This is a genomic window from Daejeonella sp. (genome assembly GCF_030695525.1).
In the GTDB taxonomy this organism is placed as follows: domain Bacteria; phylum Bacteroidota; class Bacteroidia; order Sphingobacteriales; family Sphingobacteriaceae; genus Daejeonella.
Genome location: NZ_JAUYSS010000032.1, coordinates 72,963 through 99,280 on the forward strand (window position 1 = coordinate 72,963; position 26,318 = coordinate 99,280).

Here is a 26,318-nt window from a genome sequence, read left to right on the forward strand (position 1 = left end):
TTATTTCTTAAATATCAATAAATATACTTCAGTCCCGCTGATCTCATTAATTCGATATTCGAAGTTTCTGTCTTTTAGTTCACTCAGAAGAAAAACAGGAATGCGTTTATGATGAACATATAATGCTTTGCCATAATCCAGTTTTTCCAGCTCCTCCAGAATGGCCATCATTGGGCCGGGCATTTCGAGATGCCGAACGTCAAGTTCAATCATCTTGTTATCATATTGCTTTAAAAGCTGATTCCAGTCACTTTCTACTCCTTCAGGGATAGCTTGATTTATTTCTGCAGGCTTGTTTCTGTAAAAATAGGTTTCAATCAGGTTCTTTTCAATCTGATCGACGTAGGATTCAAAACCTTGCTTTTCCAATAATTTGATCAGGGGAGTAGGTTCGAATGTATTAATGATCTTTAATACCTGCCCTTCCTTCAGCTCTTTGACATATTGCTGAATAAGCCTCAGCGGGTCATTGCCTTCAGCAAGCATCGCCCTGACATCCAAAGGAATAATATGGGCAGTTTCAATATCCTTTACAAAATCTTTCAATGATTTTCGGAGCAGAACTTCCTGTTCCTGAATTGAATTGTCGGAAACAAAGCCCAGAGGTTTCAATATTTCAAAGAAATCCTCTGGTTTGCATCCCCCAATTTTTGAAGCCATTGATATACTTGTTCTGCCCGCCATTAATCTTCTGAGGATCGGATTACGTAGTTTCTTAAAATCCGGACTTAAAGAAATTATTGCTTCCAGTGCATCCGGATGGAACTTTATCAAATCCGCGATTTTCGTTCCTGAATTTATCTGCATCTCCTGTCTCATATCTCATATCTCAATTCTCACATCTCAACCAACCTGCTCCATTTCAATTGCTTTTGGAAACAGAATGTTATTTTCCAAATGGATATGCAGGTGTAAATCATCTTCAAACTCCTGTATCATTTTATACAATAAGGTATAGCTTGCACAGGCATCCGCAGGTAATGCATATTCCTTACTCAGTTCACGGATCTGGTCAAAAGCCCTTCCCACCAGGTCATGGTCTTTCTCCAATTCGTCAATTAATCCGGCCAGATCTTTCTCCTGTTTGACTAATGGAAGATTACCTTTCCGGGCTTCTACAATCTTCTTTATATAGGTAAACAATACATTTTCTTCCTGTCCCATATGCTCAGTAAGTTCTTCGTTGATCTCGGAAACCAGTTTTTGAATTGGTATAAGTTCAGGATGCTGTGCACCATGTACCTGTGCAACTTTTGATGCATAAGTCATTAGTTCAGGCAGGTATTTCCTTACATAACTGTGATGGGTATTGACAATATAATCAGCAAGAAAATCTATACTCCAGTCATTATAAGAAACGTTGCTTGCTTTGTTTGCAGTTTCAATCTGCCTTAGTTCTGTTTGTACTTTCGTCGCGTCAATATTCTTTTCAGCACATACCTCGGCTAGAGTCTTCTTGCCACCACAACAGAAGTCGATCCCATATTTTTTGAATACTTCTACTTTACGGAGATCTTTCACGGCGATCTCTCCAATGGTTTCCTGACTATCTTCCCTTTTGGACACCCTTACATCCCACCATTCTGGACCCTCTTCAAGATATTCCCAGGTAAAGATATCGCCACGCTCACCCAGCAATTGATAATATACAGGTTTAGGATCATGGTCATTATGAATGGTCAGGCTTTCCCCGGCTTTAAGATTGTCAAATACCCTGAATATTGTCGGGTGTTTCAACTTAGGTTCAATAAGGGTAACATTGATAAAGTTCTTTTCTAAGATTTCCATATTATGTTGAATTAGTTTACGAATCAAATATAAGACAATAAAAGTATTTAAGTACTTTTATACTTATAAAATTACAATTCTATGTGTAAGCTTCCCTGTAATTAGGTTTAGTTCCGTTCTGAAGAGTTTAAAGACTAAAATTAGTAATCAGGTAGTATGCTGCCCAGGCGAAAAAGACAATCAGTAAAATCCATAACCAATTCGGAACGCTTTGTGGAGTTTCGCTTCCTTCTATTATAAATTTACTTTGATTTCCTTTGTCGTAGGCATTTATCATCAAAGGGATAACCCCATCAACTACACCATTGTCGCTTAATCCTTCAACCGCAATAGCCGGACCATTACGAACTACAAATTTTATTTTTCGTATACCTTCTCTTCCGGTTGGCGATTTGCTGACAAGTTTTAAAATGTGTTCACCATCAGTAAGTTTTCTGGTATCTAATTCAAATTGTACAGGTGTTAATAATTCTGCTATAGGTTGAAGATCATCATCAATAAATAACATTATTTTACTTTTATCTTCTTTCATTTTCAGTATTTGATAAGATTAATTGTTTTATATGGTCAATGTTCTTTTCACCTGGTTTGATAAGATATTTTATAGAAAAAATAAGTGTCAGCAAAGTAATAAGGCTAATTACGGTGATGATTGCCCAGTCCCAGTTGCTTTCCGGCCCTGTTCCATGTGTTAATCCCTGGGTTATTTCGGGCTGTTGTTTTTCGCAAACCGGGCAGGAAATGGCTGTATTATATGCGAAAAACACAAGAATAAGGATGATAATACTCTTTATTTTATTTTTCATTTCTTCAAAAATTATTGTTTTGTTTTTTCTGTATCGGTTGCAGATAGCAATAGATTATGGACTATTTTTTCGATGCCTGCTTGATGTAATCCATTATTTTTTTTACATCATCACTAGTTACCGTTTTGGCGTTGTTACCCCAACTGGTTTTTTCGTGATTGATAATTGCAGTTACCTCCTCAGGACTTAAATTATTGTCGGTTCCTACTGCATTCATAACAGCATATTCTTCTCTGGCATCATAGCCCCTCATAATTATATCTACAAACAATTCAAGATTATCTTCAAGTACAATGGAGCTTCCTTTTAATGGGGGGAAAGCACCCTTCAAACCTTCTCCATTAGCCTGATGACAACTAGCACAGTTTTGTGTGTAGAGTGTTTGGCCATCAGGAAGATTCGCTTTATTACCATCAGACATTGGAGATTCTTTTTTCTTGTACAAAAATTCCATTGGTATTTTCCCTTCAGGCAATGGAGTTTGTTTTAGGCTTTGTAAATAAGCAACTAAATGCAGCGCTTCTTTTTTAGCTATGATTTTCCCATTTATGCCTTTTCTGAATTCATCAGGAACAATGACTTCAACGTCATCTTTACCTATTTCATTTTTTATTTCAAAGAGCCAGGGATAGGCGGGCATTATAGATTTTTCAACCACAGTTCTTGGTTGATAGAGATGCAATAAATTCCATGCTAAACCAGGTTGTCGTGTACCAATATTTGTTAAATCTGGCCCTGTTCTTTCTGTTCCCATTAAGGTGGCAGTATTTCGCCAGAAATCTGTTCGTGTAATTCCTGCATAATCAGCAGCAATTCCGGGTCGCTTACCCCACATTTTATCCATATCAACATTACGTACCTGTTGTGTATGACAAGCTACGCAACCATTGGCAATAAAACTTTTCTTGCCCAGAGATGCTTCTTCACTTGAGGGTTCATAATTCGGCAATGGAGCATTGTTTTCCTGGTTATTTAGAGCAGGAATAATAGCAACAAACAGTGTTAACAGAAGGAATAAACCAAGTGCTGATCTGAACAATTTTTTATGATTATCGAAAAATTCCATTTCTTTGTTTATTTATTTGTAATGGTTTGTTTGTCTAATTCCAATTTGGCTTTTAAGATATCTATTGGTGATTCTGGTATTATTATTTCTTCTTTACGTCTTACCATCACATAAAAATTATAAGCAAACAAAATGTGTGATAGCCACATCAATGAACCTCCGATGGCACGCCACATCCAGTAAGGAGCCATCAATTCTACACTTTCAATAAATGGTTTTCCATCCATCCACATTAGGCCCCGCAGAGTTGCTCCATACATTAAAGGAAATGAGTAGAATATTAAGCCGATTAATGCCAACCAGAAATGTGCCCCAACTGTAATTTGTGGAGGTTCATTGCCCGTTAATCTTGGAACGATAGTGTAAATAAACCCCCAAAGCATAAAGCATATAATGCCATACATGGTTAAATGTGAATGGGCAACTGTAAAATCTGTGAAATGCCAAACCAAATTGGTGAAACGGAATGCTTCTGCAGTTCCCTGTAATGAACCTGTGAAATAAAATATTATGCCTATCAAATAAAATGGGAGGGTATAACTACCCGAAAGTTTATTCCAGGAACCTTTAAAGGTCATTAAGAAGTTTGTTGTACCTGCTACCACAGGTATAATCATTCCTGCACTCCCTACAATGGCAACAGTTTGTAGCCACCAGGGAATCGCACTAAAAATAAAGTGATGTGTCCCGATTAAGGTATAAAATAGAATTTGAGTCCAAAATGCTAAAATGCCTAAGCTATAAGAATAGATAGGTCTGTTTAATTGTTGTGGCAGGAAATAATACATCAGTCCAAGGTTAAAAAGCATAAACCACATGCCTACGCCCTGATGCATGTAATAGCCCTGTACAATGGTTTCTCCTAAACCCCTTTGCCAACCCGGCCAATAGGCAACAAAGGCAATTACCAGTAAATACATCATTGCTGATATAATATACCAGTTAGATACATATATTTCTTTGTTTGTCCTTTTAGCAATGGTTTTGAAAAAATTCCTTAAAGAAATAAGGATACCAATGCCAAATAATGCCATTACCGGCCAAATGTATTCTCTATATTCTCCACCGCCATTATTTATTCCTGCCATCAAACAGATGCTGCCAATAATAACAGATGTGTTGATAAGGATGAGGGAACGATAGCCTGTTTTTATGCTTGCAATTGGAACATTACTTACCCTCGGAATTACATAATACGCCAGTCCCATCATTGCTAAAGACGCCCAACCCCAAAAAACAGCATTGGTATGAACCGGTCTAAGCCTGCCGAAACTCAACCAACTATAGTGGTCAACATCTGGTGCTACGAATTTTATTCCAAGATATTCACCGACTGTTGTGCCAAATACTAGCCAAAAAGTTGCACAACCTAAATACCATAATATGAGTTTGGATAACTGAGGTTCAATATAAGGCCTGGGCTGGCTTTTTTTCTTTTGCTCAATAAAACGAAGAGCCTCCACCTGGCTCACATGATTTATTAATCCTTTCGTATCAATAGGAGTGGTTTCACCTGCTAATTCATTGTTTGATAGAGCAAATTCAAGTTCTTTTTTTCGTTGCTCCAGTTTTTGTACTTCTTCAGGATGTAAATCTTTGATGTATTCATTGAATTTTTCTAATTCCTTTTTCTTGAAGTAATTACTTACAACAGTATTAGCTCTTAAGATAACGATGATCGAAGCAACAATTACCGGAATAGCAATCAGGATAATGGTAATGATAATTCCCCATTCATTAAGTATGTTTTCTATTTTCATTTTTTATAAGTATTGGATAAAATTGTCCACTATTTGATTAAAATTTTTTAACGCTTCAAAAAGGTTAATCCTTTTTCAAAATCTGCTGTTAATGATTGTACACTTGTAGTTTCTAACATTGTTTTTAGTTTGTCTCTAATCAGTTTAAATTGATCGTGAACAGGACAAGGCATTTTTTCGTTACATTGTTTTAAGCCCAATCCACAACCTTTATAAATTTCTTCACCATCAAATGCTAAAACTATTGTACTTAAATATACCTTATCAAGCTCTTGTTTATCCATAGAAAAACCGCCGCCAGGGCCTTTCTCTGAGTTTATGATCTTGTTACGGGAAAGTTGTTGCAAAATTTTCGATGTATAAGCTATGGGAGAATCAATTGATTCTGCAACTTCTTTGAGTCCTACTTTTCTGTCTAACTGCGATTGCTCTGCAATGTAAATTGACGCTCTAATCCCGTATTCACAAGCTTTTGAAAACATTTGTCCTTGTTTTTGCAGCAAATATACATATTTTTTAATAACGGATAAATTTGTCCATTAATATTCATGTATGCTATCTAAAGGGTCTTTACCAACTTCCTGAGGCAAGTTTTATATTATGCGGTTTGTATTAAACCTAAGACTATCCTGAAAGATTATAAATTATTTAAAAAGTATTATTAAGATTTACTTGGGTCTTATTGGATTGACTTTATTTAAGCGTATAACATTAGTTTATGCATAAAAATCCCTCAAATTATCCTATTTTTGCTGTTGAATTGAAGATCACTTTGTAGGTGATCATTTGAATATTTTAAAATATAACTTATAAATCATTTTGTAGATGATCAAGATCACTCTTCCTGATGGTTCAGTTCGGGAATACGAACAGGGAACCACAGCGAATCAAATCGCACTTTCAATTTCTGAAGGATTAGCCAGAAATGTTTTAGCAGCAGAGGTTAACGGGCAAGTATGGGATTCAAATCGCCCGATTGAATCAGATTCAGCAGTAAAATTACTTACCTGGAATGATCAGGATGGAAAAGCTACCTTCTGGCATTCATCTGCGCATTTAATGGCTGAGGCTCTCGAATCCTTATATCCTGGTACCAAGTTTGGCATTGGACCTGCAATTGAAACCGGCTTTTACTATGATGTCGATTTCGGTGATCGTGAATTTTCCTCTGATGATTTTAAACAGATTGAAGATAAAATTCTGGAGCTTGCCAGACAGAAATCTGATTTTTCAAGAAAGGCAGTTTCAAAAGCTGATGCTATTAAATATTTTACAGAAAAAGATGATGAATATAAGCTGGATCTGATCAAAGATCTTAGCGATGGTTCAATTACTTTTTATACCCAGGGAAATTTTACTGATCTATGCCGTGGACCACATATTCCGAATACAGGATTTATCAAAGCAGTAAAGCTGATGAATGTTGCCGGAGCTTACTGGAGAGGGGATGAGAGCAGGAAACAATTAACCCGTATCTACGGAGTTACCTATCCGAAACAAAGTGAACTGACTGATTACCTGCACATGATCGAAGAAGCGAAAAAACGCGATCATCGTAAACTGGGTAAGGAACTGGAGCTTTTTGCTTTTTCAGATAAGGTGGGTATGGGATTGCCCTTATGGCTTCCAAAAGGAACTGCACTGAGAGAAAAACTGGTGAATTTCCTTCAGCGGGCACAGGTTAAATCAGGATATGAACAGGTAATAACCCCGCATATTGGTCATAAGAATCTATACATCACTTCTGGACATTATGAGAAGTACGGTGCTGATTCATTTCAACCTATAAAAACACCGCAGGAAGGGGAGGAGTTCTTTTTAAAACCGATGAACTGCCCACATCACTGCGAAATCTATAAAACCAAGCCTCGTTCCTATAAAGACCTTCCGGTCAGGTATGCAGAATTTGGAACCGTTTATAGATATGAGCAGAGCGGCGAATTGCATGGACTTACCCGTGTACGTGGCTTTACTCAGGATGATGCACATTTATTCTGCCGACCCGATCAGGTGAAGGAAGAATTTAAGAAAGTTATTGACCTTGTTCTTTATGTATTCAAGGCCCTGGGATTTGACAATTATACCGCACAAATTTCCCTTCGTGATCCCGAAAACAAAGCGAAATATATTGGTAGTGATGAGAATTGGAAGTTAGCAGAATCTGCAATCATTGAAGCAGCAGAGGAAAAGGGCTTAACAACCATTATTGAATTTGGAGAAGCTGCTTTTTACGGGCCCAAACTCGACTTTATGGTGAAAGATGCATTGGGAAGAAAGTGGCAGTTGGGGACTATCCAGGTTGATTATAATTTACCTGAACGTTTCGAGCTGGAATACACAGGAAGCGATAATCAGAAGCATCGTCCGGTTATGATTCACAGGGCACCTTTTGGCTCACTTGAACGTTTCGTAGCCGTATTGATCGAACATTGTGCCGGAGAATTTCCTTTATGGTTAACACCTGAACAATTTATTGTTCTCCCTATCTCCGAAAAATATGAGGAATATGCAAAAAAAGTTTTAGAATCGCTTAATAATTCCGATATTCGCGGCCTGATTGACTCCAGAGATGAGAAGATTGGACGAAAGATTCGTGATGCGGAAATGAAGAAAATACCTTATATGCTTATCATTGGAGAGAAGGAAATGAATGACGGCATGGTTTCTGTAAGAAGACATGGTCAGGGAGATATTGGAAGTATGAAGATAGAAGAGTTTAGTAATCAATTAGTTAAAGAAATAACAATTTAAGTAAATATAATTTGGCATTAGGAAGACCAGGCTTTAACAGGGGACCACGACCTCCGTTTAAAAAGAAAGAAGCAGAACATAAGATCAATGACTTGATCAGGGCGCCTGAAGTGCGCTTAACTGGTGATAACGTGGAAACTGGTATTTATCCGTTCAGGGAAGCCTTAGCTATGGCTATTGAACAGGATCTTGACCTTGTTGAGATTTCCCCGAATGCAGTTCCGCCTGTATGTAAAATTGTTGATTACAACAAGTTTATCTACGAGCAGAAGAAAAAAATGAAGGAAATTAAGTCCAATGCAAAACAAACGGTCATTAAAGAGATTCGTTTTGGACCTAATACCAATGACCATGATTTTCAGTTCAAACTGAAACATGCTATTGGGTTCCTTGAAAACGGAGAAAAAGTTCGTGCCTACGTTCATTTCAAAGGCCGTGCGATTGTGTATAAAGAGCAGGGAGAAATCCTTTTATTAAAATTTGCTCAGGCATTGGAAGATGTTGGTAAGGTAGAGCAGCTTCCTAAGCTGGAAGGAAAACGGATGTTTTTGACCGTTGCTCCTAAACATGCAGGGAAAAAATAATTTGTCATCCGATAGTTATCGGATTTATCGATTTGTCCATTGGACATATCGCTTATTGACAAATTGACAAATAGAATAATTGACAAATAATAAATAGATAGAGTTATGCCAAAAATGAAAACGTGCTCCAGTGCAAAAAAGCGTTTTAAGCTTACTGGAACAGGTAAAATCAAAAGAAAGAACGCATTCAAGAGCCACATCTTAACCAAGATGAGCAACAAACGTAAGCGCGCTTTAGGTCAGACAAGTTTAGTTTCTGACGCAGATATGGGCAACGTAAAACGTATGCTTACAATCGGCAAATAATTAACAAATTAATTTAACCAGGTATCAGGTTTTAAAGTTTCTTAAAAGGAACACCGCTTACCAAAAAACAACACAACATGCCACGTTCGGTTAACGCAGTAGCGTCAAGAAGAAGAAGAAAAAAGGTCTTAGATTTAGCCAAAGGCTATTGGGGATCAAGAAGCAAGGTTTTTACCGTTGCTAAGAATACAGTCGAGAAAGGTTTGCAATATGCTTATCGTGACCGTAAAACTAAGAAAAGAGAATTCAGAGCGTTGTGGATTCAGCGTATTAACGCCGGTGCACGTCAGCACGGATTATCCTATTCAGTATTAATGGGTAAATTAACTGCAAAAGGAAATGGTTTGAACCGTAAAGTTTTAGCTGATTTGGCTATGAACCATCCTGAAGCCTTTAAAGCTGTGGTTGATACAGTAAAATAGATTTATTTCTAACATATTTTTAAAGGGAACCAAATTTGGTTCCTTTTTTTGTTTAATCTCAATTTTGTAAATTAACGTGAGTTCGATATATAAAAATCTAAAGATCAATATCTAACCACATAGATAGGCTTAAATTGTGCTTTAAAGGAAACATAGATTGAAGCGAAGCTTCAAGGTTATCTGTGCCTAAAATGAAGGTTGGCAACCATAAACCGCTATGTTTCTATGTGGTTTTTAATTATTATGTCGAGTTTACGTTAAATTAGGTATAAATGATAATTCGAAATTATTAGAATGAAAAAAGCCGTTGATTTTAAATCAACGGCTTTATACCTCAGGTTAAAACCTAAAGATTATTTTTCTTCTAAAACCTTCGTTACAAGTGCAGCTGCTTCTTTTAAAAGAATCGCTGAATAAACTTTCAATCCCGATTCATCTATAAGCTTCTTAGCTTCTACAGCATTAGTTCCCTGTAAGCGAACTATGATAGGCACCGGAATATTTCCTATTTCCTTGTAAGCATCAATCACACCCTGAGCTACACGATCGCAGCGTACAATACCACCAAAGATATTGATCAGGATCGCTTTTACATTCGGGTCTGAAAGAATGATGTTAAATCCTGCTTTTACAGTTTCAGCATTGGCAGTTCCACCAACATCCAGGAAATTTGCCGGCTCACCGCCTGCAAGTTTAATGATATCCATAGTTGCCATTGCAAGTCCGGCACCATTAACCATACAACCAACATTACCATCTAACTTTACGTAGTTCAGATTTGATTTGCTTGCTTCAACTTCTGTTGGATCTTCCTCGCTGGTATCACGCATAGCTGCATAATCCGGATGACGGAATAAACCATTATCATCAAGATTTACCTTGGCATCAACAGCAAGTATTTTATTATCAGATGTTTTTAAAACAGGATTGATTTCAAACATAGCAGAATCTGTTCCTTCATATGCTTTGTACAATGCTGCGATGAACTTGGTCATGTCTTTAAACGCATCACCGCTTAATCCCAGATTAAAGGCGATTTTACGTGTCTGAAATCCCTGAAGACCAACTTTAGGGTCAATTTCTTCTTTGAAAATCAGATGAGGGGTATGTTCTGCAACCTCTTCAATATCCATGCCTCCTTCTGTAGAGTACATGATGATATTACGTCCTCTGGAACGGTCGAGCAATACACTTACATAAAATTCTTTGGTTTCGCTCTCACCAGGATAGTAAACATCCTGAGCAACCAAAACTTTACTTACCAGCTTGCCTTCAGGACCGGTTTGAGGGGTCACTAATTGCATTCCGATAATCTGGCCTGCTTTTTCCTTAACTTCATCTAAGTTTTTTGCAAGTTTAACACCGCCACCTTTTCCTCTGCCTCCGGCATGGATTTGAGCCTTTATAACAACCCAGTCTGAATTATAATCTACCTTTAACTTTTTAGCGGCGTCAACAGCCTGTTCTGCAGTATCAGCAACAATGCCTTCCTGGACTCTGACACCAAAGCTTTTTAAAATTGCTTTACCCTGATATTCGTGAATATTCATTTACTTATTATTTGTGGTAAAACTACGTTTTTATTGCTAACCTGAAAATAGTAAAGGCTGTTTTTTTCAAAAATTAAGCTATTATTTTACAGGAAGCCATAGTTTAGTAAACAATTCACACATTTGCATATTCATAAGATCTATATTCATGCTTGAGGCAAGAGGAATTCGGAAATCATACGGTAACTTACAGATATTAAAGGGGGTTGATCTGGATATTAAAAAGGCTGAAATTGTTACTATTATTGGAGCATCAGGTGCTGGAAAGAGCACCTTACTACATATAATTGGAACCCTCGATAAACCTGATCAGGGGACTTTACTATTAAATAATATTGACGTTAACTCCCTTTCTTCAAAGAAGCTGAGTGCCTTTAGAAATGAGCAAATTGGTTTTATATTCCAGTTCCACCATTTGCTGCCCGAGTTTACAGCCCTCGAAAATATTTGTATTCCTGCATTTATTGCTAAAAAAGGCAAAAGAGAAGCTGAAGCCAGGGCATTTGAACTTCTTGATCTTCTTGGTTTAAGGAACAGGGCAAATCATAAACCCAATGAACTTTCCGGTGGTGAGCAGCAGCGGATAGCTGTTGCCAGAGCAATGGTCAATAATCCGGCAATTATTCTGGCAGATGAACCTTCCGGCAATCTGGATTCTTCAAATGCCGAAAGTCTGCATCGCTTATTTTTAGAACTTCGCGACAGTATGCAACAAACTTTTGTCATCGTTACACATAATGAAAATCTGGCAGAAATGGCCGATCGAAAGGTATTGATGAAGGATGGTCTGATAATTAATTATTAGCCATGGCAATTCTGATTACCGCAGCATCCTCTGCCATCGCATACAAGTTAGAGCGCTTGCTAAATGAGTCTGAAGTGTATTTTGCTGAGCAAATTGAAATGCCTGAAATTCCAGGTAAAAGGTTTATTCGCATACCCGATGCTTCATCACCAATTTTTACAAGTGAAATGCTAAAAATATGCCTTGATAATCATATTGTTAAAATTTTTCCGCTCAAAGTGCCAGAAATCAAAGAATTATCCAAAGCAGATCAGCTTTTTAAGGAATATGGAATAAATATCATATTGCTGTCAAATGATTGGATATTATAAGCATGAATAAACTAAATTCAATTTGATTGGTCTAATATTTGTAATCTTCCAATATTGATTAAATAAATTTGAACATGCTTAAATATAAAGATCTGGACGATCGTATAAAAGCTTTTGTATTTGAACTTGACGATGTAATTTATCCTGAGAAAGATTATCTGCTGCAGGTTTATTACCTCTTTGCCAATTTTATTGAATTTACTGAAGGCTTTCCAACTGCTCAGGATCTTACAGCATTTTTTAAAACATCTTACACTCATCATGGAGATGAAGGGATTTTTGACAGGGCAAAAGAAGCTTTTGGTATAGATGAGAAATATCGGGATAATTTTGAAAGATTGTATTCTACAGCAATATTACCATTGAAATTGTTATTATTTTCAGGCATTCTGGAATTAATGCAGGAAATTATTGTAGACAGGAAACATTTGTTTTTGGTGACAAACGGAAAGCCTGAAATTCAGTTGAATAAGATCAGACAGATCGAATGGAATGGCCTGGAAAAATATTTGAGAGTTTATTATGCATCAGAGATAAACCTGAAACCAAATCCTGACGTATTATCGTATATAATGAAAGATCATCAGTTAACAAGAAAAGATATTATGATCATTGGAGCAACAGAAACTGATCAGGAATTTGCAATATCCTCGGGTGTTGATTATTTAGCTGTTGATGAATTTCTGTAAATTGAATTTAAATTTGAACTGCCAATTCTAAACTACATAAAACTAACCAAAAAAAATGTTGAATAAAATGAATTTAAGATCCATAAGTAAATTGTTAATATTCTCTTTGAGTTTATTAATGCTTGCATCTTCTTGTAAGAAAGACCCGAAAGCTAGTGTAGGACCGGAACCTAACCCAACTGTCCCGGTTGTTGCCTCAAGGTCGGACCTGACTAAAGATTCTATTTTCCTTTATGCTAAGGAAACCTATTACTGGAATGAAGGCATGCCAACTTATGCAGTTTTTAATCCAAGAAGTTATGGTAGTAATCAGGCGGTATTAAATGCCATTATTGCCTTGCCTGGAACAAATAAACCTACAGATAAGTATTCATTCCTGGATGATGGCTCAGTATCGACCTCATTGGGTGGTGTAAGCGGAGATTTTGGCTTTTCTGTTTTTTATCATGATACTGATGGCATAAGTTCAACTCCTACAGATGACTTACGTATAAAGTACGTTTCACCAAACTCACCTGCAGCATCTAAAGGTCTGAAAAGAGGTTACCAGATTAAGAAATTAAATGGCAGAACCGACTTGAGTACTTCTCAAAGTGCGACTTTGGATTTTGTTGGTAATGCAGTATTTGGTTCAGCTAATTCTGTCTCTATGACTATTTTGAAACCGGATGGTAGTTTGGAAGATGTAACGATTACTCGAGCTTCCTATTCAAACAATCCCATATTTCTGACTAAAATACTCAACGCAGGATCTAAAAAAGTTGGATATATTGTTTACAATAGTTTTACTACTAATTCAAGGGATGCTTTAACAACTGAAATCAGTAAATTTCAGACTGCCGGTGCCACTGAGCTAATTGTAGACCTTCGCTATAATGGGGGTGGTTCAGTTGCTACCGCAGACGTGTTTACAAATCTAATTGCCCCTGCAGCATATAATGGGCAGGTAATGTATACTACTATATGGACAAAGACCATGCAGGATGGAAATGCGAAGATTTTATCCCACCAGCCGCTTCTTGATGCTCAGGGTAAATTACAAAGTTTTACAGGTGGTGTGAATGGGGTATATGCTACCTATGCTGACATAAATTATAAGGTTAAATTAGTAAGTAATGTTGACCCTGCGTTAAATGATAATGTAGAGATATTTAAAAAGATCGGTGGAGCAGAATTCAGCAAAATCTATTTCCTGGTTCTCAGCGGCACAGCTTCTGCCAGTGAATTACTGATCAACAGTATGAAAGGGGTAATGCCTAGTAATGTTAAAATTATTGGCCAGAAAACCTATGGTAAGCCGGTTGGTTTTTTTGCAATTAAAATTGATAAACTTGACCTGTATGTTCCTCAGTTTGAAACTAAAAACCAAAAGAATGAGGGTGGATATTACAGCGGAATGGCTGTTGATTATAGTGTGTCTGATGATGTTACTAAGGATTTTGGTGACCCAACAGAACGATTACTGGCTGCTGCCTTAAGCTATTCTGAAAAAGGAACCTTCTCGATCAGTAATATTCCATCTAAGATTGCAAGTGTATCTGGTATGTCTGCTTTTGAAACTCAAAGATTGAATGAAGTTTTTGATAAAAATGTATTCAAGGGAATGATTGATGATAAATTAAGGTTTAAAAAGCAGTAAAATTGAATTATTGAATTGCCCTTAAACACATTCGGGTAAAAAAACACTTCATAGCTATTTATGAAGTGTTTTTTTTGAAATCAATCCAAAATATCCCTTAAATTAGTACTGTTTAACTTATTAACACATCTGCTTAAATTTTACGATTATGAATCTAAAACTGGGCGATCTAGCCCCAAATTTCAAAGCAAAAACATCTCAGGGAGATATTAGTTTTTACGATTATTTAGGCGATAGCTGGGCGGTTCTTTTCTCGCATCCTGCTGATTATACACCTGTTTGTACTACAGAATTAGGTAAAACGGCTTCTTTGAAGAATGAGTTTGATAAACGAAATGTTAAGGTTATTGCATTAAGTGTTGATTCTGTTGAATCACATAAAGGCTGGATCAAAGATATCAACGAAACACAGCATGTGGAAGTAAATTTTCCGATTATAGCTGATGAGAACAGGGAAATTGCAGAAATGTATGGTATGATGCATCCATTAGCTTCAGAGACTTTTACAGTTCGTTCACTTTTCATCATAGGACCTGATAAAAAGATAAAACTGATGATTACTTATCCTGCATCTACAGGAAGGAATTTTCAGGAAATTTTAAGGGTTATCGATTCCCTTCAGTTGACTGCCAACTACAGTGTAGCAACTCCTGCCGATTGGAAGGAAGGTGAGGATGTAGTTGTGGTTCCGGCTATTAAAACAGCTGATATTCCCGCTAAATTCCCTAAAGGATTCACAGAAATAAAACCTTATTTAAGAATGACCCCTCAGCCTGATAAATAGGTTCGAATTTAAAATGGAGCATTTATTTGCTCCATTTTTTTAAATGAATCTGTCGCAATTAAGAACGATAAGCTCATTTTTTTTGTTAGTGCAGAACAAGAGATACTCATCTCCGCCGTCACCTATCTTCAATTTTTTCTTTACTTTCTCCGGACTCAAAGGGAAATTTTTGCAAATAATATTTGCCTTTTTAAATTTATGTTCTTTAATAAAATTACCATAGCTCCAGGCCTTTTTGAATTTAAATTTTCGGCCAGGGAATGAACTATCCAGTTCGGCAGAAGTGTATAAATGCGTGTGCTGCTGTATTTTATGAACATTGAAGTCGCGTGTAATCAGTTTAAAACATCCAGCTTTGAGCAGGGCTACATCAGGTACATAAATAAAATTTAAAGGTTCTGAGTATTCACTGATCCCGAAATTCCGTTCTTCACTTAATCGGAATGTATAGGAACTGCTTTCTTCAGTACCTATCAATGCACAAATGATTAATGGATCAATTCCGCATTTTTTCCTGTCAATAAGATATAACAGTTCCTTACATTCATTTTTTATACTGACAATATGAACATAACTTACTTCCTTCAATTCATTAATTGTTGAATGAATATCCAAAAGAGGGGCTGTTTTGATCATCAGAAACTCTGAACGGGATCGCAATAGATCCAGATTATGGATAATATCAGGTTCACAATCCTTCAATAGAAAAACTTTTTTTGAATTAACCCTCCTGGAAGGGTCGATATAAATTGTACTGTAAGACTTATCATTGGAACGAAGATATTCCACACCATTCTGCAAATGGTAGCTGATCTTTAAACCTAGGATTTTTGAATTATACTCAGAGATTTCAGATAATTCCTTGTTCAGTTCACAATGTGTTACATTTTTTGCCTTCCCGGCAAAAATGCAGGTATCAACTCCAAAACCGCCTGTGAGGTCGATAATATCATCTCCAGTAATGAAATTCGATTTGTATCTGGCTGCCAGTTCTGATGAAGCCTGTTCAATAGCCAGTTTTGGCGGGTAATAGATACCAGGGGTATTAAACCATAGAGGAAGTTTCTGCTCACACCTTTTTTTACTGTCGATCTGCTCAGCCAGTTCTTTAGTACTAATATTGGGAAAAGGACTTTTTTTAAGACTTAGTGTTCGGATATCTGAATTCAAATTATCCTCAATAAAGTTCTGAACTTCAATATTTAAAAGATTCTTATTCACAAATATTTCATGACTAGTTGGGCTGTTTTAATACTGATTTGTTCCATCATTATTGTTTTTCCCTTGCTAAGTTTCTGGACTTCATCTTCTTTAAAATTGAGAATAGTCAATAATTCAAGACCTTCATCTGCTTTAAACAGTAATTTATCATGAAACAGATCAGTAACCTTCTTTAATTTTACTTCATCCTGATCAAGGCAAACTGAAACGCTAAGTGCAGATAGCTGCATCATGTTTAGTTTGATATGGGCCTCGCTAAAGGTTTTTAACAAAGCGCTCAAATACTGTTCATCCATATAGGAGAAATCTTTGGTAGAAATAGTTAACAGTATCTGGTGTTTCTTTAAAATAATGGCCGTAATGTTATTATTTAACTTTGCTGACTGGTCAATCCTTGTGCCACTTTCTTCAGGCTTTAGAAAAGGCTTAACAAATAATGGAATGCCGGCATTTTGTAAAGGTTTTATTGTTTTGGGGTGGATGATATTTGCTCCGTAGTAGGCCAGTTCCAATGCTTCTGAATAGGGGAGTTCTTCGTATTTCTGTGCGGAACTAAATAGTGCAGGATCTGCATTCATAATACCAGGTACATCCTTCCAAACGGTTAATGATTCAGCATGTATACAGGATGCAAAAACAGCAGCTGAATAATCAGAACCCTCTCTTCCAAGTGTTGTTGTGAAATTTTCGCTTGTACCGCCAATAAAACCCTGAGAGACAATAATTTGATTCTTAATATGCTCTTGTAATTGAAGGATTGAAGCCGAGGTTTTTTCCCAGTCAATTATACCTTCCCTATAAGAATTGTCGGTATGAATATAGCTCCTGGCATCGATCCATTTAGAATTGAGCTTGCATTCTGCTAAATAGGCTGATATTATTTTGCTTGAAACAAGTTCGCCGATAGAAACAATCTGATCGTAAATAAAATCAAAGTCTGGATGAGGTTCCTCTTCAAGCATCCATTCAATTTCAATAAAGGTATTGGCAACTTCGTCATAAACCGGATGATCTTCAGATCCGAATAGTTCAGAAATAATCAGCTCATGAAATTCCTTAATACCATTTAGAAGAAGGATCGCTTCATTTCTATTGTTTAAATATGCAAGGCAAAGCTTTTCAAGTGCATCTGTTGTTTTTCCCATGGCAGATACGATGATCAAGAGCTGATCTGTACTGTTCATGTTGATAATATTAACCAGATTTTTAATATTTGCTGCAGTAGAAACCGCAAAGCCTCCAAACTTAAATACCTTCACTAATGTATATTTGGTTAAAAAACAATTATTAAAATTTATAACTTCTCAATCTGATCCTTTGAAAGGGAAACATTAATCCATCCTGAATCAAACTCGGTATTGTATTTTTTATAGAAATGGATAGCCGGGTCATTCCAGTCAAGGACCTGCCAGGAAATGCCATTGAATCCCTTTTCTTTAGCCTCTTCGATTAATCTGTCAAGGATCATCTTTCCCATTCCTTTTCCTCGCATTTTTTCAGTAACTAACAAATCTTCCAGATACATACGGCTGCCTTTCCAGGTAGAATATCTAACATAATAGAGGCCAAATCCCTGAATGATTCCATCTACTTCAGCTACAAAGGCTTTCCATACGGGATTAGGTCCAAAACCTGCATTCTCAAATTCTTCCAGGCTCACTGTGACCTCATTAGGAGCTTTTTCATAAACAGCTAGTTCATGAATCAGCTCAAGTAATCTGCTACAGTCTGCTTTAACTGCAGTTCGAATAGTTATTGACATAGTTAATTTTTCTTATTTGATCTGGATCCAAAGATTGTACTACCCAGTCTGATCATTGTACTTCCCTGATCAATTGCAAGCTTGTAATCACCCGACATACCCATTGAAATCTCACTGAAAGCCGGATCCTTTCTAAAAAATGTTTCCTTCAAACCTTTAAAGAAAGTACTTAACTCATAGAACTCTTCTTTGGTCATTTCCTTATTTTCGGTAAGGGTTGCAATTCCCATGACTCCGCAAATCCGGATGTTCTTTAATCCCTTAAACTCCTCAGATCGCAGCAATTCGACTGCTTCTGCCAGATCCATGCCATACTTCGTATCTTCATCTGCAATCTCAAGTTGAAGCAGGCAATCAATGACACGATTGTTCTTCAATGCCTGTTTATTGATTTCCAGCAATAGTTTCATGCTATCAACCGAATGAATCAGGCTGATAAAAGGAGCTATGTATTTAACTTTATTTGTTTGAAGATGCCCAATTAAATGCCATTCTATGTCTTTGGGAAGCTTTTCCTGTTTGTCAACAAGTTCTTGTACTGTATTTTCCCCAAATATCCGCTGTCCGGCATTATATGCTTCAGAAATACTTTCTAAAGGTTTTGTTTTAGACACTGCGATTAATTTCACTCCGGTATTCGCAATCTCTTTGTTTATAGCCGATATATTATCTGCAATGCTCATTAATCTGTATTTTTGATTGATTTTTTTAATTGCTAAACCTACGGGATACAATACTAAAATGCAACAGAATTATCATATCAAATCTTATTTGTCAGTCTGCAACCTGAATTTAAATGAAAGTAATCAAACTTCTTTTCCTTATAGCTCCACTATTATTTGCCTGTGAGCAGAAAAAAATACCAAAGGACATTATAGATCAAAAAAAAATGATCCTAATTATGGCAGATCTCCATACAATGGATGGTTACATGTCAACTATCATATACAATGATACACTCAGACAGAATAATAAGCATCTATATGCTACCATTTATAAAACATATAATATTACACCTGAATTGTACGAAAAAAGCCTGAAGTATTACAGTATGAAACCGGCAATGCTCGACACCATGTATAACAGGGTTCAGGCAATTTTGGATGAAAAGGAGCATATAATCAATAGTGCCGAGATTAGAAAAACGAACAGGACACAGAATAAGAAATGATATACCCCAATAATGCCAGTGAAAAGCTGGGCTTTCTGGACATTAAGGAACTTATTAAGTTATACTGCCTAAGCCCTATGGGACGGGAGATGGTCGATAAGATCCAGGTAATGCATAATTACGATCATATAAATAAGTTTTTACGCCAAACCAATGAATTTAAGAGTATCCTTCAAAATGATTCTCCCTTAAGTATTCAAAATTTCTTCGATATCAAAAGTATGGTTGAAAAGGCCAGAATTGAAGGAACCTATCTTTCTGAAGATGAATTTTTTAAGGTATCTGCCTCACTGGTAACAGTATTCTCTATTATTCAGTATTTTTCTGACCGTGAGGGTCTTTATCCAAATCTTACGGCACTTTTTGAACATCTTCCGATTGAAAAATCCATCATTCTAAAGATCGAAAAAATTATAGATCCCAAAGGAAAGATAAAACCCAATGCATCTTCAGCTTTAATGGAGATTACATCCGGAATCTCGAAGGCTGAACAGGAAGCCCGGAAGAAAATAGATCAAATCTATAAAAATGCTCAAAATAATGGCTGGACTGCTGATGGAAATCTAACCATCCGGGATGGTAGGTTATGCATTCCGGTACTGGCTGAAAATAAACGAAAATTAAAAGGTTTTATTCACGATGAATCTGCTTCCGGACAGACCGTATATTTGGAGCCCGAAGAGGTATTTCAGTTAAATAATCTGCTCAGGGATCTTGAATTTGAGAGAAAAAGAGAGATTATAAAATTGCTCGTTGCTCTGACCAGCGAATTAAGACCATACGTACCCTTATTATTATCCTATCATGGTTTATTAACAAAACTTGATTTTGTTCGTGCTAAAGCCCTCTTTGCGATTAGCATTGAAGCCGAAATGCCTGTATTGGTCAGGGAATCAGAAATTAATCTGATAAATGCCCGGCACCCTTTATTAATGATTAGTTTGAAGAAGGATAATCAGTCGGTTGTACCCCTTAATATTAAAATTGACGAACAGGATCGGGTTATTGTAGTATCAGGGCCTAATGCCGGAGGTAAATCGGTGTGTATGAAAACAGTTGGCCTTCTTCAGATCATGGTCCAGGCCGGTCTTTTAATCCCTGCAGATGAACACTCAAAGCTGGGTGTATTTAAACAGATATTTGCAGATATTGGTGATGATCAATCTATTGAGAGTGATTTAAGTACCTATAGTGCTCATCTTTCTAAAATGAAATATTTTATGGAATGGGCCAATGCGAAAACGCTGATTCTGATTGATGAATTTGGTACAGGTACGGATCCGCAGTTTGGAGGACCGATCGCCGAATCAGTATTGGAATCACTAAACAGAAAGAACGTAAGGGGTGTGGTCACTACACATTATTCAAACCTGAAAACTTTTGCCAATTCCACTCCCGGACTTGAAAATGCATCCATGTTATTTGATAATGCAAAGATGCTACCACTTTATATACTTTCTTTAGGTAAGCCCGGAAGTTCATATGCATTTGAAATTGCACAGAAAATTGGCCTTGGAGCCGATGTGATTGAATCGGCAAAAAGAAAAGTAGGTAATTATCAGAAAAAAGTAGATACGCTGCTTGTAGACCTTGAGCGGGATAAGAAAGACCTGATTGAAGCGAAAAGGTCGGTAGATAAGAAAGAGGAAAGAGTGAAGGCTCTACTTGCTGAAAACGAGCAATTAAAGGCATATCTGGAACAGAATAAGAAGTTAATTCTCAAAGATGCCAAACTTGAGGCACAGAATATTATTAAAAATGCAAACAAGCTGATCGAAAACACGATTTCAGAAATCAGGGAAAGCAAGGCAGAAAAGGTGAAAACGCAAAATCTGAGACAAAATCTGCAGCAGGAATTGAAGAAGCATGATGTTCAGGAAAAGAAAATCACGAAGATCAAAGAAGCTGTGGAAATTAAGTCCGGCGACTGGGTGAAGCTCATCGATTCAGAAACTGTAGGGCAAGTCATGGAAATTGCACGTGATAATGTCATTCTGGCTATGGGCGACTTACGCTCAGTTGTAAAATTAAGCCGTGTTGAGAAGGTATCAAACCGCTCTGTTCCAAAAGAGATCAGAAAATCACATGGTACTGATCTTACCGGGAGTTTCTCAACGTTCAATACAGAACTTGATCTTCGCGGAAGAAGGGGCGAGGAGGCTATCTATGAGATTGAAAAGTATCTTGACAGGGCTGTAATGCTGGGTTTATCCTCTTTGAAGATCATTCATGGCAAAGGCGATGGAATTTTGCGCAAACTTATTCGTGAATATTTACGTAAATATACTGAGGTCAGCCGTATTGAGGATGAACATGCCGACCGGGGCGGGGATGGCATAACTTATGTCTATCTTAAATAGATAATTATTCTGATTAATGCGTTATATACGAAACAGAGAATATGAAAACTTCATTAATCTTTTTGGTTTTCGCATTATTTATTGCCTGTACAGCATGCAAAAAATCAGCTAAGAATTCAGTCAGTACCTCTGAAACAACACAGGATATAGCCTTTGATATTCAGATTCTTACGCAGAATCTAACTTTTCCCTGGGAATTATTATGGGGTCCTGATAATTTAATTTGGATGACTGAGAGGGGTGGTAAGATTAGTCGTGTTAACCCCGATAATGGAACTATAAATATGGTTTTCACAATCCCGGATGTTAAATCAATTGGAGAAGGGGGATTGTTGGGAATGGTTCTGCATCCTTCCTTTACGTTGAATCCTCATGTATTTGTTGCCTATAATTATGATAAGGCCGGTACATATACCGAGAAAATAGTCAGGTACACTTATAATGGCAGAAGTCTGGTAAATCCTTTGATCATTCTGGACAATATACCAGCATCAAGCATTCATAATGGTTGTCGTTTACTGATCAGTTCGGATCTCAAATTATTTATCAGTACCGGTGATGCATCAAATCAGGCATCGGCTCAGAATATTAATTCTTTAAGTGGAAAGATTCTTCGTTTAAATCTGGACGGCTCTATTCCTTCAGATAATCCTATAAATTCGAATCCTGTATGGTCCTTTGGTCATCGTAATCCGCAAGGACTGGTTTTTGTAAAAGAAAGTCTGTTCAGTTCAGAGCATGGGTCAAATATAGATGATGAAATTAATCTGATCCTTAAGAACAGAAATTTCGGATGGCCAACAGTCAATGGCTTTTGCAATGAAAGTGGAGAACAATCATTTTGCACCACTAATAATGTGGCAGTCCCGCTTAAGAGCTGGACCCCCAACGCTCGCTGTATCCGGAATGGATTACTATAATCATGATGGAATTCCTCAATGGAAGAATTCTTTGATTTTGGCTACACTAAAGGATCAGACTCTTTACCAGCTAAAACTAAATTCCAGTACTGATAAAATAGAAGAGACAAAAGAGATATTCAGAGCCAACTATGGTCGCTTAAGGGATGTTTGTGTGTCACCGGATGGCAGGGTATTTGTAGCTACCAGTAATGGTTCAAATGATAAAATTATTGTACTTAAAAAGAAGTAAATCTGCGGTATTTCACTATTGATTTGTTAATTTCAGCTTTTCCAATTATAAAATATGATCAACAAAGTAGTGGCAAATGCCGATGAGGCAATTAGCGACATTGAGAGTGGGATGACATTGATGCTTGGAGGGTTTGGACTCTGCGGTATTCCTGAAAATTGCATAAATGCATTAGTTAAAAAAGGGATTAATCAGTTAACCTGCATATCCAATAATGCAGGTGTTGACGATTTCGGAATCGGATTAATGCTAAAAAAAAGACAGGTAAAGAAAATGATCTCCTCCTATGTTGGTGAGAATGCGGAGTTTGAGAGACAGCTTCTGAGCGGCGAACTGGAAGTGGAACTTATCCCTCAGGGTACACTAGCAACGCGTTGCATGGCATCAGGGTACGGAATGCCGGCCATATTTACACCTGCAGGTGTTGGTACTGAGGTGGCAGAAGGTAAAGAAGTTCGTAATTTTAACGGTAAGGATTACCTGATGGAAATGGCTTTTGATGCTGATTTTGCAATTGTGAAGGCCTGGAAAGGGGATACAGCCGGTAATCTGATCTTCCGATCAACTGCCCGTAATTTTAATCCGGTAATGGCTATGGCTGGGAAAATTACAATTGCCGAAGTAGAACAACTGGTAGAGATAGGGGAGCTTGATCCCGATCAGATTCATACACCCGGTATTTATGTTCACCGGATATTTCAGGGAAGGAATTATGAGAAGAGGATTGAGCAGAGGACGGTGAGATTGATTTGATGATTTGGCAATCGGGATTTGACAATTTGAAGATTTGAAAATTTGATGATTAAATGAGAAGTGACAAAGAGAATTTGATCGTTAAATTGACATTTGATTTTGCAATAGAAATCATAAAGTGTTCAAAAATCTTACAACAAAGTCATGATTACGCCCTCTCAAATCAAATCTTACGAGCAGGTATTTCAATAGGTGCAAATGTAAGGGAGGCTCAAAATGCAGAGAGTAAAGCTGACTTTATACATAAAATGAAAATTGCAGCCAAAGAAGCAGATGAAGTGGAATATTACTTTAGTTTAATACAGCATTCAGAAGATTTACCCACAATAGACTTACCCACAACCCAAATTCAATCTATAATCAAAATTATTTCCAAGATTATTTCATCTTCAAAATCAAATTAATGTTTTATCATTTTCAAATTACCAAATCTTCAAATCCTCAAATCAAACATGTTAGATAAAACCGGAATAGCAAAACGTATCGCTAAGGAAATTAAAGATGGTTATTATGTAAACCTGGGTATCGGGATTCCTACCCTTGTGGCTAATTACATCCCTGAAGGGATCAATGTGGTACTTCAGTCTGAAAATGGTTTATTAGGAATGGGGCCGTTTCCATATGATGGTGAAGAAGATCCGGATTTGATCAATGCAGGAAAACAGACTATTACTACATTGCCGGGTTCTGCAATATTCGACTCAGCAATGAGTTTTGGTATGATCAGGTCTCAGAAAGTTGATCTTACAATTTTGGGTGCGATGGAGGTTTCTGAGAATGGCGATATAGCCAATTGGAAAATACCTGGCAAGATGGTGAAAGGAATGGGTGGAGCAATGGATCTGGTGGCATCAGCAAAGAACATTATTGTAGCAATGCAGCATGTTAATAAAGCAGGTGAGAGTAAATTACTAAAAGAGTGCTCCTTGCCTCTAACCGGTGTAAACTGTGTTAAAAAAATCGTTACCGAACTTGCAGTTCTTGAAGTCGCATCAGGAGGTGGATTCCGGTTGCTCGAGCGAGCCCCGGGAGTAAGCCTGGAAGATATACGTAAGGCTACATCCGGAAAACTGATTATCGAGGGCCAAATTCCTGAAATGCAGATCTAGCTTATTTGTTCTGCCAATATGCTTTTCCGTAATTTTTTTGATATCTCACTGGTTATCTTAATAATGTCTTCCGCAACATGGGTGTTATTGGTAATAATCACATCACAAAGCTCCTTATAAGGTAAAAGATAATCTTTGAATGCCGGGACTACATGATTCTTCCATTTGTAAAGAACATCACTTTCGGGATACCCCCGCTCAGTAAAATCTCTTTTTAAGCGGCGTTGTAGTGCAATTTCTTCTTTGGTATCGATGAATATTTTAAGGTCCAGCAGATCAGCAATCTCCTTAAAATGAAGTATGAATAAGCCTTCAACCATAATAATTGGCGCAGGCTTTATTTCCAGAAGTTTTGGCTCAGCATCCGGATTATTAAAGGTATATTCCTTTTTATGCACAGTTTCGCCCTTTATCAGCTTTTTTATGTCGCTTATAAACTGTTGATTATCAATGGTTGAGGGTAGGTCGAAATTATAGAATTTATTTTCTTCTGCCGTCATGGTATGGGCAATCCGAAAATAGTAATCATCCTGTGAGAGCAAACAGACTTCATTTTCTTTGAAATGTTTTAAGAAACATTTTAGAAAAAATGTTTTTCCTGATCCGCTGCCACCTGCTACACCAATTACAAAAGGTCTCTTATTCATTTGGAACACCGTAAACTAAAGTTGCCTGAAATCGTTTGTCCATTACCCCGATTAAATCAGCGGCAGCTTTCGTTATAACAATAATAACGTCTTTGGTTGACTCATTCTGCGTGAATTTCCCAACAACCTTGGCGAAAGTGCTTGTTCCAGTCATTGGATTGGTGATTTTTACTACTGTGCCAATTGGTGCAGTTTGATGCAGTGCCAGCATTTTAGTTCCATCAAGATTATCATCTGCTATCCAGATTGCAACACCACGTTCAGTTACCTCTCTTAAACCATACCTTGACGGTGGTAGCTTCAGGCGATCGCTGGCATTCCTGCTGCTATCAACCATGGTAGGCTGGTTTCTGGAATCTGCTGATGGAGTATCAATTGGAGCTGATGGCGGAGGTGCAAGCTGTTCCTGAGCAGCAGTACCATAAGGGACTTTTATGATCTGGCCAATTGCTAAAGTATTGTTTGTTAAATTATTCAAGGCCTTCAAGTCCTCTATCGTGGTATTAAACTTTCTGGCAATCAAGCCTAAATATTCACGGGGGCCAACTTTATAATCGATAACCGCAAGCTTAGAGCCACCTGCAACCTGAGGTTTATTAGTTGCCGACTCTTTAAAAGGCCTTTCTGTAGGTACCCTTATAATGGAACCTATCTGCAAAGAACGGTTACTGTTGAATTGAATAACCGATTGAGGACTTACATTATATTTTCTGGCTATGGAATAATAAGTCTCCTTAGCTACCACTTTATGTACAATATTTTTATAGCCATTTAATTCCTCAACATTGATTGAATCTATTGATGCGCTCGCTGTGAATGAAATTAGGGCAATACAAATTGACAAAACGAATCGTTTCAGCATTAATCAGAATTTAAAAATTG

At 37.2% G+C, this 26,318-nt stretch carries 30 protein-coding genes; 16 read left to right on the forward strand and 14 right to left on the reverse strand.

From position 1 onward, the window contains the following. The 7 genes from Q8S11_RS07330 to Q8S11_RS07360 form a co-directional block, all read right to left on the reverse strand. Positions 1–819: a DUF2249 domain-containing protein gene (locus Q8S11_RS07330; RefSeq protein WP_305661436.1), complete on the reverse strand. Its 819-nt coding sequence runs from the start codon at positions 817–819 to the stop codon at positions 1–3. 24 nt (positions 820–843) lie between these two features. Further along, positions 844–1,788, reverse strand: coding sequence for an iron-sulfur cluster repair di-iron protein (ric, locus tag Q8S11_RS07335; RefSeq protein ID WP_305661437.1), 945 nt, complete (start codon positions 1,786–1,788; stop codon positions 844–846). Positions 1,789–1,915: 127 nt separating this feature from the next. After that, positions 1,916–2,320 carry a cytochrome C gene (locus Q8S11_RS07340; protein WP_305661438.1) on the reverse strand — a complete coding sequence of 135 codons (405 nt, stop codon included), beginning with the start codon at positions 2,318–2,320 and terminating at the stop codon, positions 1,916–1,918. Beyond that, entirely contained in the window at positions 2,307–2,594 is a 288-nt protein-coding gene (locus tag Q8S11_RS07345; RefSeq protein ID WP_305661439.1) for a hypothetical protein, read from the reverse strand. The genes Q8S11_RS07340 and Q8S11_RS07345 overlap by 14 nt, the downstream gene beginning before the upstream one ends. Before the next feature lie 61 nt (positions 2,595–2,655). Further along, positions 2,656–3,660, reverse strand: coding sequence for a cbb3-type cytochrome c oxidase subunit II (locus Q8S11_RS07350; protein WP_305661440.1), 1,005 nt, complete (start codon positions 3,658–3,660; stop codon positions 2,656–2,658). Between the two features lie 8 nt (positions 3,661–3,668). Beyond that, the gene (locus Q8S11_RS07355; RefSeq protein WP_305661441.1) at positions 3,669–5,420 is read right to left on the reverse strand and encodes a cbb3-type cytochrome c oxidase subunit I; all 1,752 of its coding nucleotides are present in this window, start codon (positions 5,418–5,420) and stop codon (positions 3,669–3,671) included. 47 nt (positions 5,421–5,467) lie between these two features. Beyond that, positions 5,468–5,902, reverse strand: coding sequence for an Rrf2 family transcriptional regulator (locus Q8S11_RS07360; protein WP_305661442.1), 435 nt, complete (start codon positions 5,900–5,902; stop codon positions 5,468–5,470). Positions 5,903–6,245: 343 nt separating this feature from the next. Between Q8S11_RS07360 and thrS the strand changes: the two genes are divergently transcribed. The 4 genes from thrS to rplT all read left to right on the forward strand — a co-directional run bounded on the left by thrS (position 6,246) and on the right by rplT (position 9,483). Continuing rightward, entirely contained in the window at positions 6,246–8,171 is a 1,926-nt protein-coding gene (thrS, locus tag Q8S11_RS07365; RefSeq protein ID WP_305661443.1) for a threonine--tRNA ligase, read from the forward strand. Between the two features lie 11 nt (positions 8,172–8,182). Beyond that, positions 8,183–8,755 (forward strand): translation initiation factor IF-3, encoded by a 573-nt coding sequence (infC, locus tag Q8S11_RS07370; RefSeq protein ID WP_305364590.1) that lies wholly within the window; start codon positions 8,183–8,185, stop codon positions 8,753–8,755. A 105-nt stretch (positions 8,756–8,860) separates the two neighbouring features. Then, positions 8,861–9,061: a 50S ribosomal protein L35 gene (rpmI, locus tag Q8S11_RS07375; RefSeq protein WP_305364589.1), complete on the forward strand. Its 201-nt coding sequence runs from the start codon at positions 8,861–8,863 to the stop codon at positions 9,059–9,061. A gap of 77 nt (positions 9,062–9,138) precedes the next feature. Next, positions 9,139–9,483 (forward strand): 50S ribosomal protein L20, encoded by a 345-nt coding sequence (gene rplT / locus Q8S11_RS07380; protein WP_305364588.1) that lies wholly within the window; start codon positions 9,139–9,141, stop codon positions 9,481–9,483. A gap of 353 nt (positions 9,484–9,836) precedes the next feature. Here rplT and sucC read toward each other — a convergent pair whose 3' ends face one another. Then, a complete protein-coding gene (gene sucC, locus Q8S11_RS07385; RefSeq protein ID WP_305661444.1) occupies positions 9,837–11,033 on the reverse strand; it encodes an ADP-forming succinate--CoA ligase subunit beta in 1,197 nt (398 codons plus the stop codon). Positions 11,034–11,181: 148 nt separating this feature from the next. On the opposite strand from sucC, the gene Q8S11_RS07390 reads away from it, so the two are divergent. The 5 genes from Q8S11_RS07390 (at position 11,182) to Q8S11_RS07410 (ending at position 15,261) form a co-directional block, all read left to right on the forward strand. Next, the gene (locus tag Q8S11_RS07390; protein ID WP_305661445.1) at positions 11,182–11,838 is read left to right on the forward strand and encodes an ABC transporter ATP-binding protein; all 657 of its coding nucleotides are present in this window, start codon (positions 11,182–11,184) and stop codon (positions 11,836–11,838) included. A gap of 2 nt (positions 11,839–11,840) precedes the next feature. Beyond that, a complete protein-coding gene (locus Q8S11_RS07395; RefSeq protein WP_305661446.1) occupies positions 11,841–12,149 on the forward strand; it encodes a hypothetical protein in 309 nt (102 codons plus the stop codon). Between the two features lie 74 nt (positions 12,150–12,223). Beyond that, entirely contained in the window at positions 12,224–12,838 is a 615-nt protein-coding gene (locus Q8S11_RS07400; RefSeq protein WP_305661447.1) for an HAD hydrolase-like protein, read from the forward strand. 67 nt (positions 12,839–12,905) lie between these two features. Beyond that, positions 12,906–14,477 carry a S41 family peptidase gene (locus Q8S11_RS07405; RefSeq protein ID WP_305661448.1) on the forward strand — a complete coding sequence of 524 codons (1,572 nt, stop codon included), beginning with the start codon at positions 12,906–12,908 and terminating at the stop codon, positions 14,475–14,477. A gap of 148 nt (positions 14,478–14,625) precedes the next feature. Next, positions 14,626–15,261, forward strand: a complete 636-nt coding sequence (locus Q8S11_RS07410; RefSeq protein ID WP_305661449.1) for a peroxiredoxin — start codon at positions 14,626–14,628, stop codon at positions 15,259–15,261. A 39-nt stretch (positions 15,262–15,300) separates the two neighbouring features. On the opposite strand, the gene Q8S11_RS07415 is transcribed toward Q8S11_RS07410, so the two are convergent. Genes Q8S11_RS07415 through Q8S11_RS07430 form a run of 4 tightly spaced genes read right to left on the reverse strand, consistent with a single transcriptional unit; the run spans position 15,301 to position 18,927 of the window. Continuing rightward, on the reverse strand, positions 15,301–16,482 hold the full coding sequence (locus Q8S11_RS07415; RefSeq protein WP_305661450.1) for a hypothetical protein: 1,182 nt from the start codon (positions 16,480–16,482) through the stop codon (positions 15,301–15,303). Continuing rightward, positions 16,479–17,741, reverse strand: coding sequence for an aspartate kinase (locus Q8S11_RS07420; RefSeq protein WP_305661451.1), 1,263 nt, complete (start codon positions 17,739–17,741; stop codon positions 16,479–16,481). The genes Q8S11_RS07415 and Q8S11_RS07420 overlap by 4 nt, the downstream gene beginning before the upstream one ends. Positions 17,742–17,776: 35 nt before the next feature. Then, positions 17,777–18,244: a GNAT family N-acetyltransferase gene (locus Q8S11_RS07425; protein WP_305661452.1), complete on the reverse strand. Its 468-nt coding sequence runs from the start codon at positions 18,242–18,244 to the stop codon at positions 17,777–17,779. A 2-nt stretch (positions 18,245–18,246) separates the two neighbouring features. After that, entirely contained in the window at positions 18,247–18,927 is a 681-nt protein-coding gene (locus tag Q8S11_RS07430; RefSeq protein ID WP_305661453.1) for a YggS family pyridoxal phosphate-dependent enzyme, read from the reverse strand. Positions 18,928–19,040: 113 nt separating this feature from the next. Between Q8S11_RS07430 and Q8S11_RS07435 the strand changes: the two genes are divergently transcribed. From Q8S11_RS07435 to Q8S11_RS07465, 7 genes are read left to right on the forward strand one after another with little or no spacing between them, the layout of a single operon-like run. After that, positions 19,041–19,415 carry a DUF4296 domain-containing protein gene (locus Q8S11_RS07435; RefSeq protein ID WP_305661454.1) on the forward strand — a complete coding sequence of 125 codons (375 nt, stop codon included), beginning with the start codon at positions 19,041–19,043 and terminating at the stop codon, positions 19,413–19,415. Then, positions 19,412–21,775 carry an endonuclease MutS2 gene (locus Q8S11_RS07440; protein ID WP_305661455.1) on the forward strand — a complete coding sequence of 788 codons (2,364 nt, stop codon included), beginning with the start codon at positions 19,412–19,414 and terminating at the stop codon, positions 21,773–21,775. Before Q8S11_RS07435 ends, Q8S11_RS07440 begins: the two co-directional genes overlap by 4 nt. Before the next feature lie 41 nt (positions 21,776–21,816). Beyond that, on the forward strand, positions 21,817–22,695 hold the full coding sequence (locus Q8S11_RS07445) for a sorbosone dehydrogenase family protein (protein WP_305661456.1): 879 nt from the start codon (positions 21,817–21,819) through the stop codon (positions 22,693–22,695). Continuing rightward, positions 22,682–22,927, forward strand: a complete 246-nt coding sequence (locus Q8S11_RS07450) for a PQQ-dependent sugar dehydrogenase (protein ID WP_305661457.1) — start codon at positions 22,682–22,684, stop codon at positions 22,925–22,927. Before Q8S11_RS07445 ends, Q8S11_RS07450 begins: the two co-directional genes overlap by 14 nt. Before the next feature lie 54 nt (positions 22,928–22,981). Further along, positions 22,982–23,680 (forward strand): CoA transferase subunit A, encoded by a 699-nt coding sequence (locus Q8S11_RS07455; RefSeq protein WP_305661458.1) that lies wholly within the window; start codon positions 22,982–22,984, stop codon positions 23,678–23,680. A 53-nt stretch (positions 23,681–23,733) separates the two neighbouring features. Continuing rightward, positions 23,734–24,084, forward strand: coding sequence for a four helix bundle protein (locus Q8S11_RS07460; RefSeq protein WP_305661459.1), 351 nt, complete (start codon positions 23,734–23,736; stop codon positions 24,082–24,084). Between the two features lie 48 nt (positions 24,085–24,132). Further along, the gene (locus Q8S11_RS07465) at positions 24,133–24,789 is read left to right on the forward strand and encodes a CoA transferase subunit B (RefSeq protein ID WP_305661460.1); all 657 of its coding nucleotides are present in this window, start codon (positions 24,133–24,135) and stop codon (positions 24,787–24,789) included. On the opposite strand, the gene Q8S11_RS07470 is transcribed toward Q8S11_RS07465, so the two are convergent. Beyond that, the gene (locus tag Q8S11_RS07470; RefSeq protein ID WP_305661461.1) at positions 24,786–25,436 is read right to left on the reverse strand and encodes a uridine kinase; all 651 of its coding nucleotides are present in this window, start codon (positions 25,434–25,436) and stop codon (positions 24,786–24,788) included. The two genes, Q8S11_RS07465 and Q8S11_RS07470, sit on opposite strands and share 4 nt — an antisense overlap. Continuing rightward, a complete protein-coding gene (locus tag Q8S11_RS07475; protein ID WP_305661462.1) occupies positions 25,429–26,298 on the reverse strand; it encodes a LysM peptidoglycan-binding domain-containing protein in 870 nt (289 codons plus the stop codon). Before Q8S11_RS07475 ends, Q8S11_RS07470 begins: the two co-directional genes overlap by 8 nt. Between the last annotated feature and the right edge of the window lie 20 nt (positions 26,299–26,318).

What these genes read in the sequence shown, in the direction of transcription:
- Q8S11_RS07425 (WP_305661452.1), bottom strand. Translation starts at nt 18,244, where the DNA reads ATGTCAATAACTATTCGAACTGCAGTTAAAGCAGACTGTAGCAGATTA.
- Q8S11_RS07455 (WP_305661458.1), top strand. Translation starts at nt 22,982, where the DNA reads ATGATCAACAAAGTAGTGGCAAATGCCGATGAGGCAATTAGCGACATT.
- Q8S11_RS07340 (WP_305661438.1), bottom strand. Translation starts at nt 2,320, where the DNA reads ATGAAAGAAGATAAAAGTAAAATAATGTTATTTATTGATGATGATCTT.
- ric (WP_305661437.1), bottom strand. Translation starts at nt 1,788, where the DNA reads ATGGAAATCTTAGAAAAGAACTTTATCAATGTTACCCTTATTGAACCT.
- Q8S11_RS07475 (WP_305661462.1), bottom strand. Translation starts at nt 26,298, where the DNA reads ATGCTGAAACGATTCGTTTTGTCAATTTGTATTGCCCTAATTTCATTC.
- Q8S11_RS07410 (WP_305661449.1), top strand. Translation starts at nt 14,626, where the DNA reads ATGAATCTAAAACTGGGCGATCTAGCCCCAAATTTCAAAGCAAAAACA.
- Q8S11_RS07445 (WP_305661456.1), top strand. Translation starts at nt 21,817, where the DNA reads ATGAAAACTTCATTAATCTTTTTGGTTTTCGCATTATTTATTGCCTGT.
- Q8S11_RS07405 (WP_305661448.1), top strand. Translation starts at nt 12,906, where the DNA reads ATGAATTTAAGATCCATAAGTAAATTGTTAATATTCTCTTTGAGTTTA.
- Q8S11_RS07350 (WP_305661440.1), bottom strand. Translation starts at nt 3,660, where the DNA reads ATGGAATTTTTCGATAATCATAAAAAATTGTTCAGATCAGCACTTGGT.
- Q8S11_RS07435 (WP_305661454.1), top strand. Translation starts at nt 19,041, where the DNA reads ATGAAAGTAATCAAACTTCTTTTCCTTATAGCTCCACTATTATTTGCC.
- rpmI (WP_305364589.1), top strand. Translation starts at nt 8,861, where the DNA reads ATGCCAAAAATGAAAACGTGCTCCAGTGCAAAAAAGCGTTTTAAGCTT.
- Q8S11_RS07465 (WP_305661460.1), top strand. Translation starts at nt 24,133, where the DNA reads ATGTTAGATAAAACCGGAATAGCAAAACGTATCGCTAAGGAAATTAAA.
- Q8S11_RS07450 (WP_305661457.1), top strand. Translation starts at nt 22,682, where the DNA reads ATGGATTACTATAATCATGATGGAATTCCTCAATGGAAGAATTCTTTG.
- Q8S11_RS07330 (WP_305661436.1), bottom strand. Translation starts at nt 819, where the DNA reads ATGAGACAGGAGATGCAGATAAATTCAGGAACGAAAATCGCGGATTTG.
- Q8S11_RS07460 (WP_305661459.1), top strand. Translation starts at nt 23,734, where the DNA reads ATGAGAAGTGACAAAGAGAATTTGATCGTTAAATTGACATTTGATTTT.
- thrS (WP_305661443.1), top strand. Translation starts at nt 6,246, where the DNA reads ATGATCAAGATCACTCTTCCTGATGGTTCAGTTCGGGAATACGAACAG.
- Q8S11_RS07390 (WP_305661445.1), top strand. Translation starts at nt 11,182, where the DNA reads ATGCTTGAGGCAAGAGGAATTCGGAAATCATACGGTAACTTACAGATA.
- Q8S11_RS07470 (WP_305661461.1), bottom strand. Translation starts at nt 25,436, where the DNA reads ATGAATAAGAGACCTTTTGTAATTGGTGTAGCAGGTGGCAGCGGATCA.
- Q8S11_RS07400 (WP_305661447.1), top strand. Translation starts at nt 12,224, where the DNA reads ATGCTTAAATATAAAGATCTGGACGATCGTATAAAAGCTTTTGTATTT.
- Q8S11_RS07355 (WP_305661441.1), bottom strand. Translation starts at nt 5,420, where the DNA reads ATGAAAATAGAAAACATACTTAATGAATGGGGAATTATCATTACCATT.
- Q8S11_RS07440 (WP_305661455.1), top strand. Translation starts at nt 19,412, where the DNA reads ATGATATACCCCAATAATGCCAGTGAAAAGCTGGGCTTTCTGGACATT.
- Q8S11_RS07360 (WP_305661442.1), bottom strand. Translation starts at nt 5,902, where the DNA reads ATGTTTTCAAAAGCTTGTGAATACGGGATTAGAGCGTCAATTTACATT.
- Q8S11_RS07430 (WP_305661453.1), bottom strand. Translation starts at nt 18,927, where the DNA reads ATGAGCATTGCAGATAATATATCGGCTATAAACAAAGAGATTGCGAAT.
- Q8S11_RS07395 (WP_305661446.1), top strand. Translation starts at nt 11,841, where the DNA reads ATGGCAATTCTGATTACCGCAGCATCCTCTGCCATCGCATACAAGTTA.
- sucC (WP_305661444.1), bottom strand. Translation starts at nt 11,033, where the DNA reads ATGAATATTCACGAATATCAGGGTAAAGCAATTTTAAAAAGCTTTGGT.
- Q8S11_RS07345 (WP_305661439.1), bottom strand. Translation starts at nt 2,594, where the DNA reads ATGAAAAATAAAATAAAGAGTATTATCATCCTTATTCTTGTGTTTTTC.
- rplT (WP_305364588.1), top strand. Translation starts at nt 9,139, where the DNA reads ATGCCACGTTCGGTTAACGCAGTAGCGTCAAGAAGAAGAAGAAAAAAG.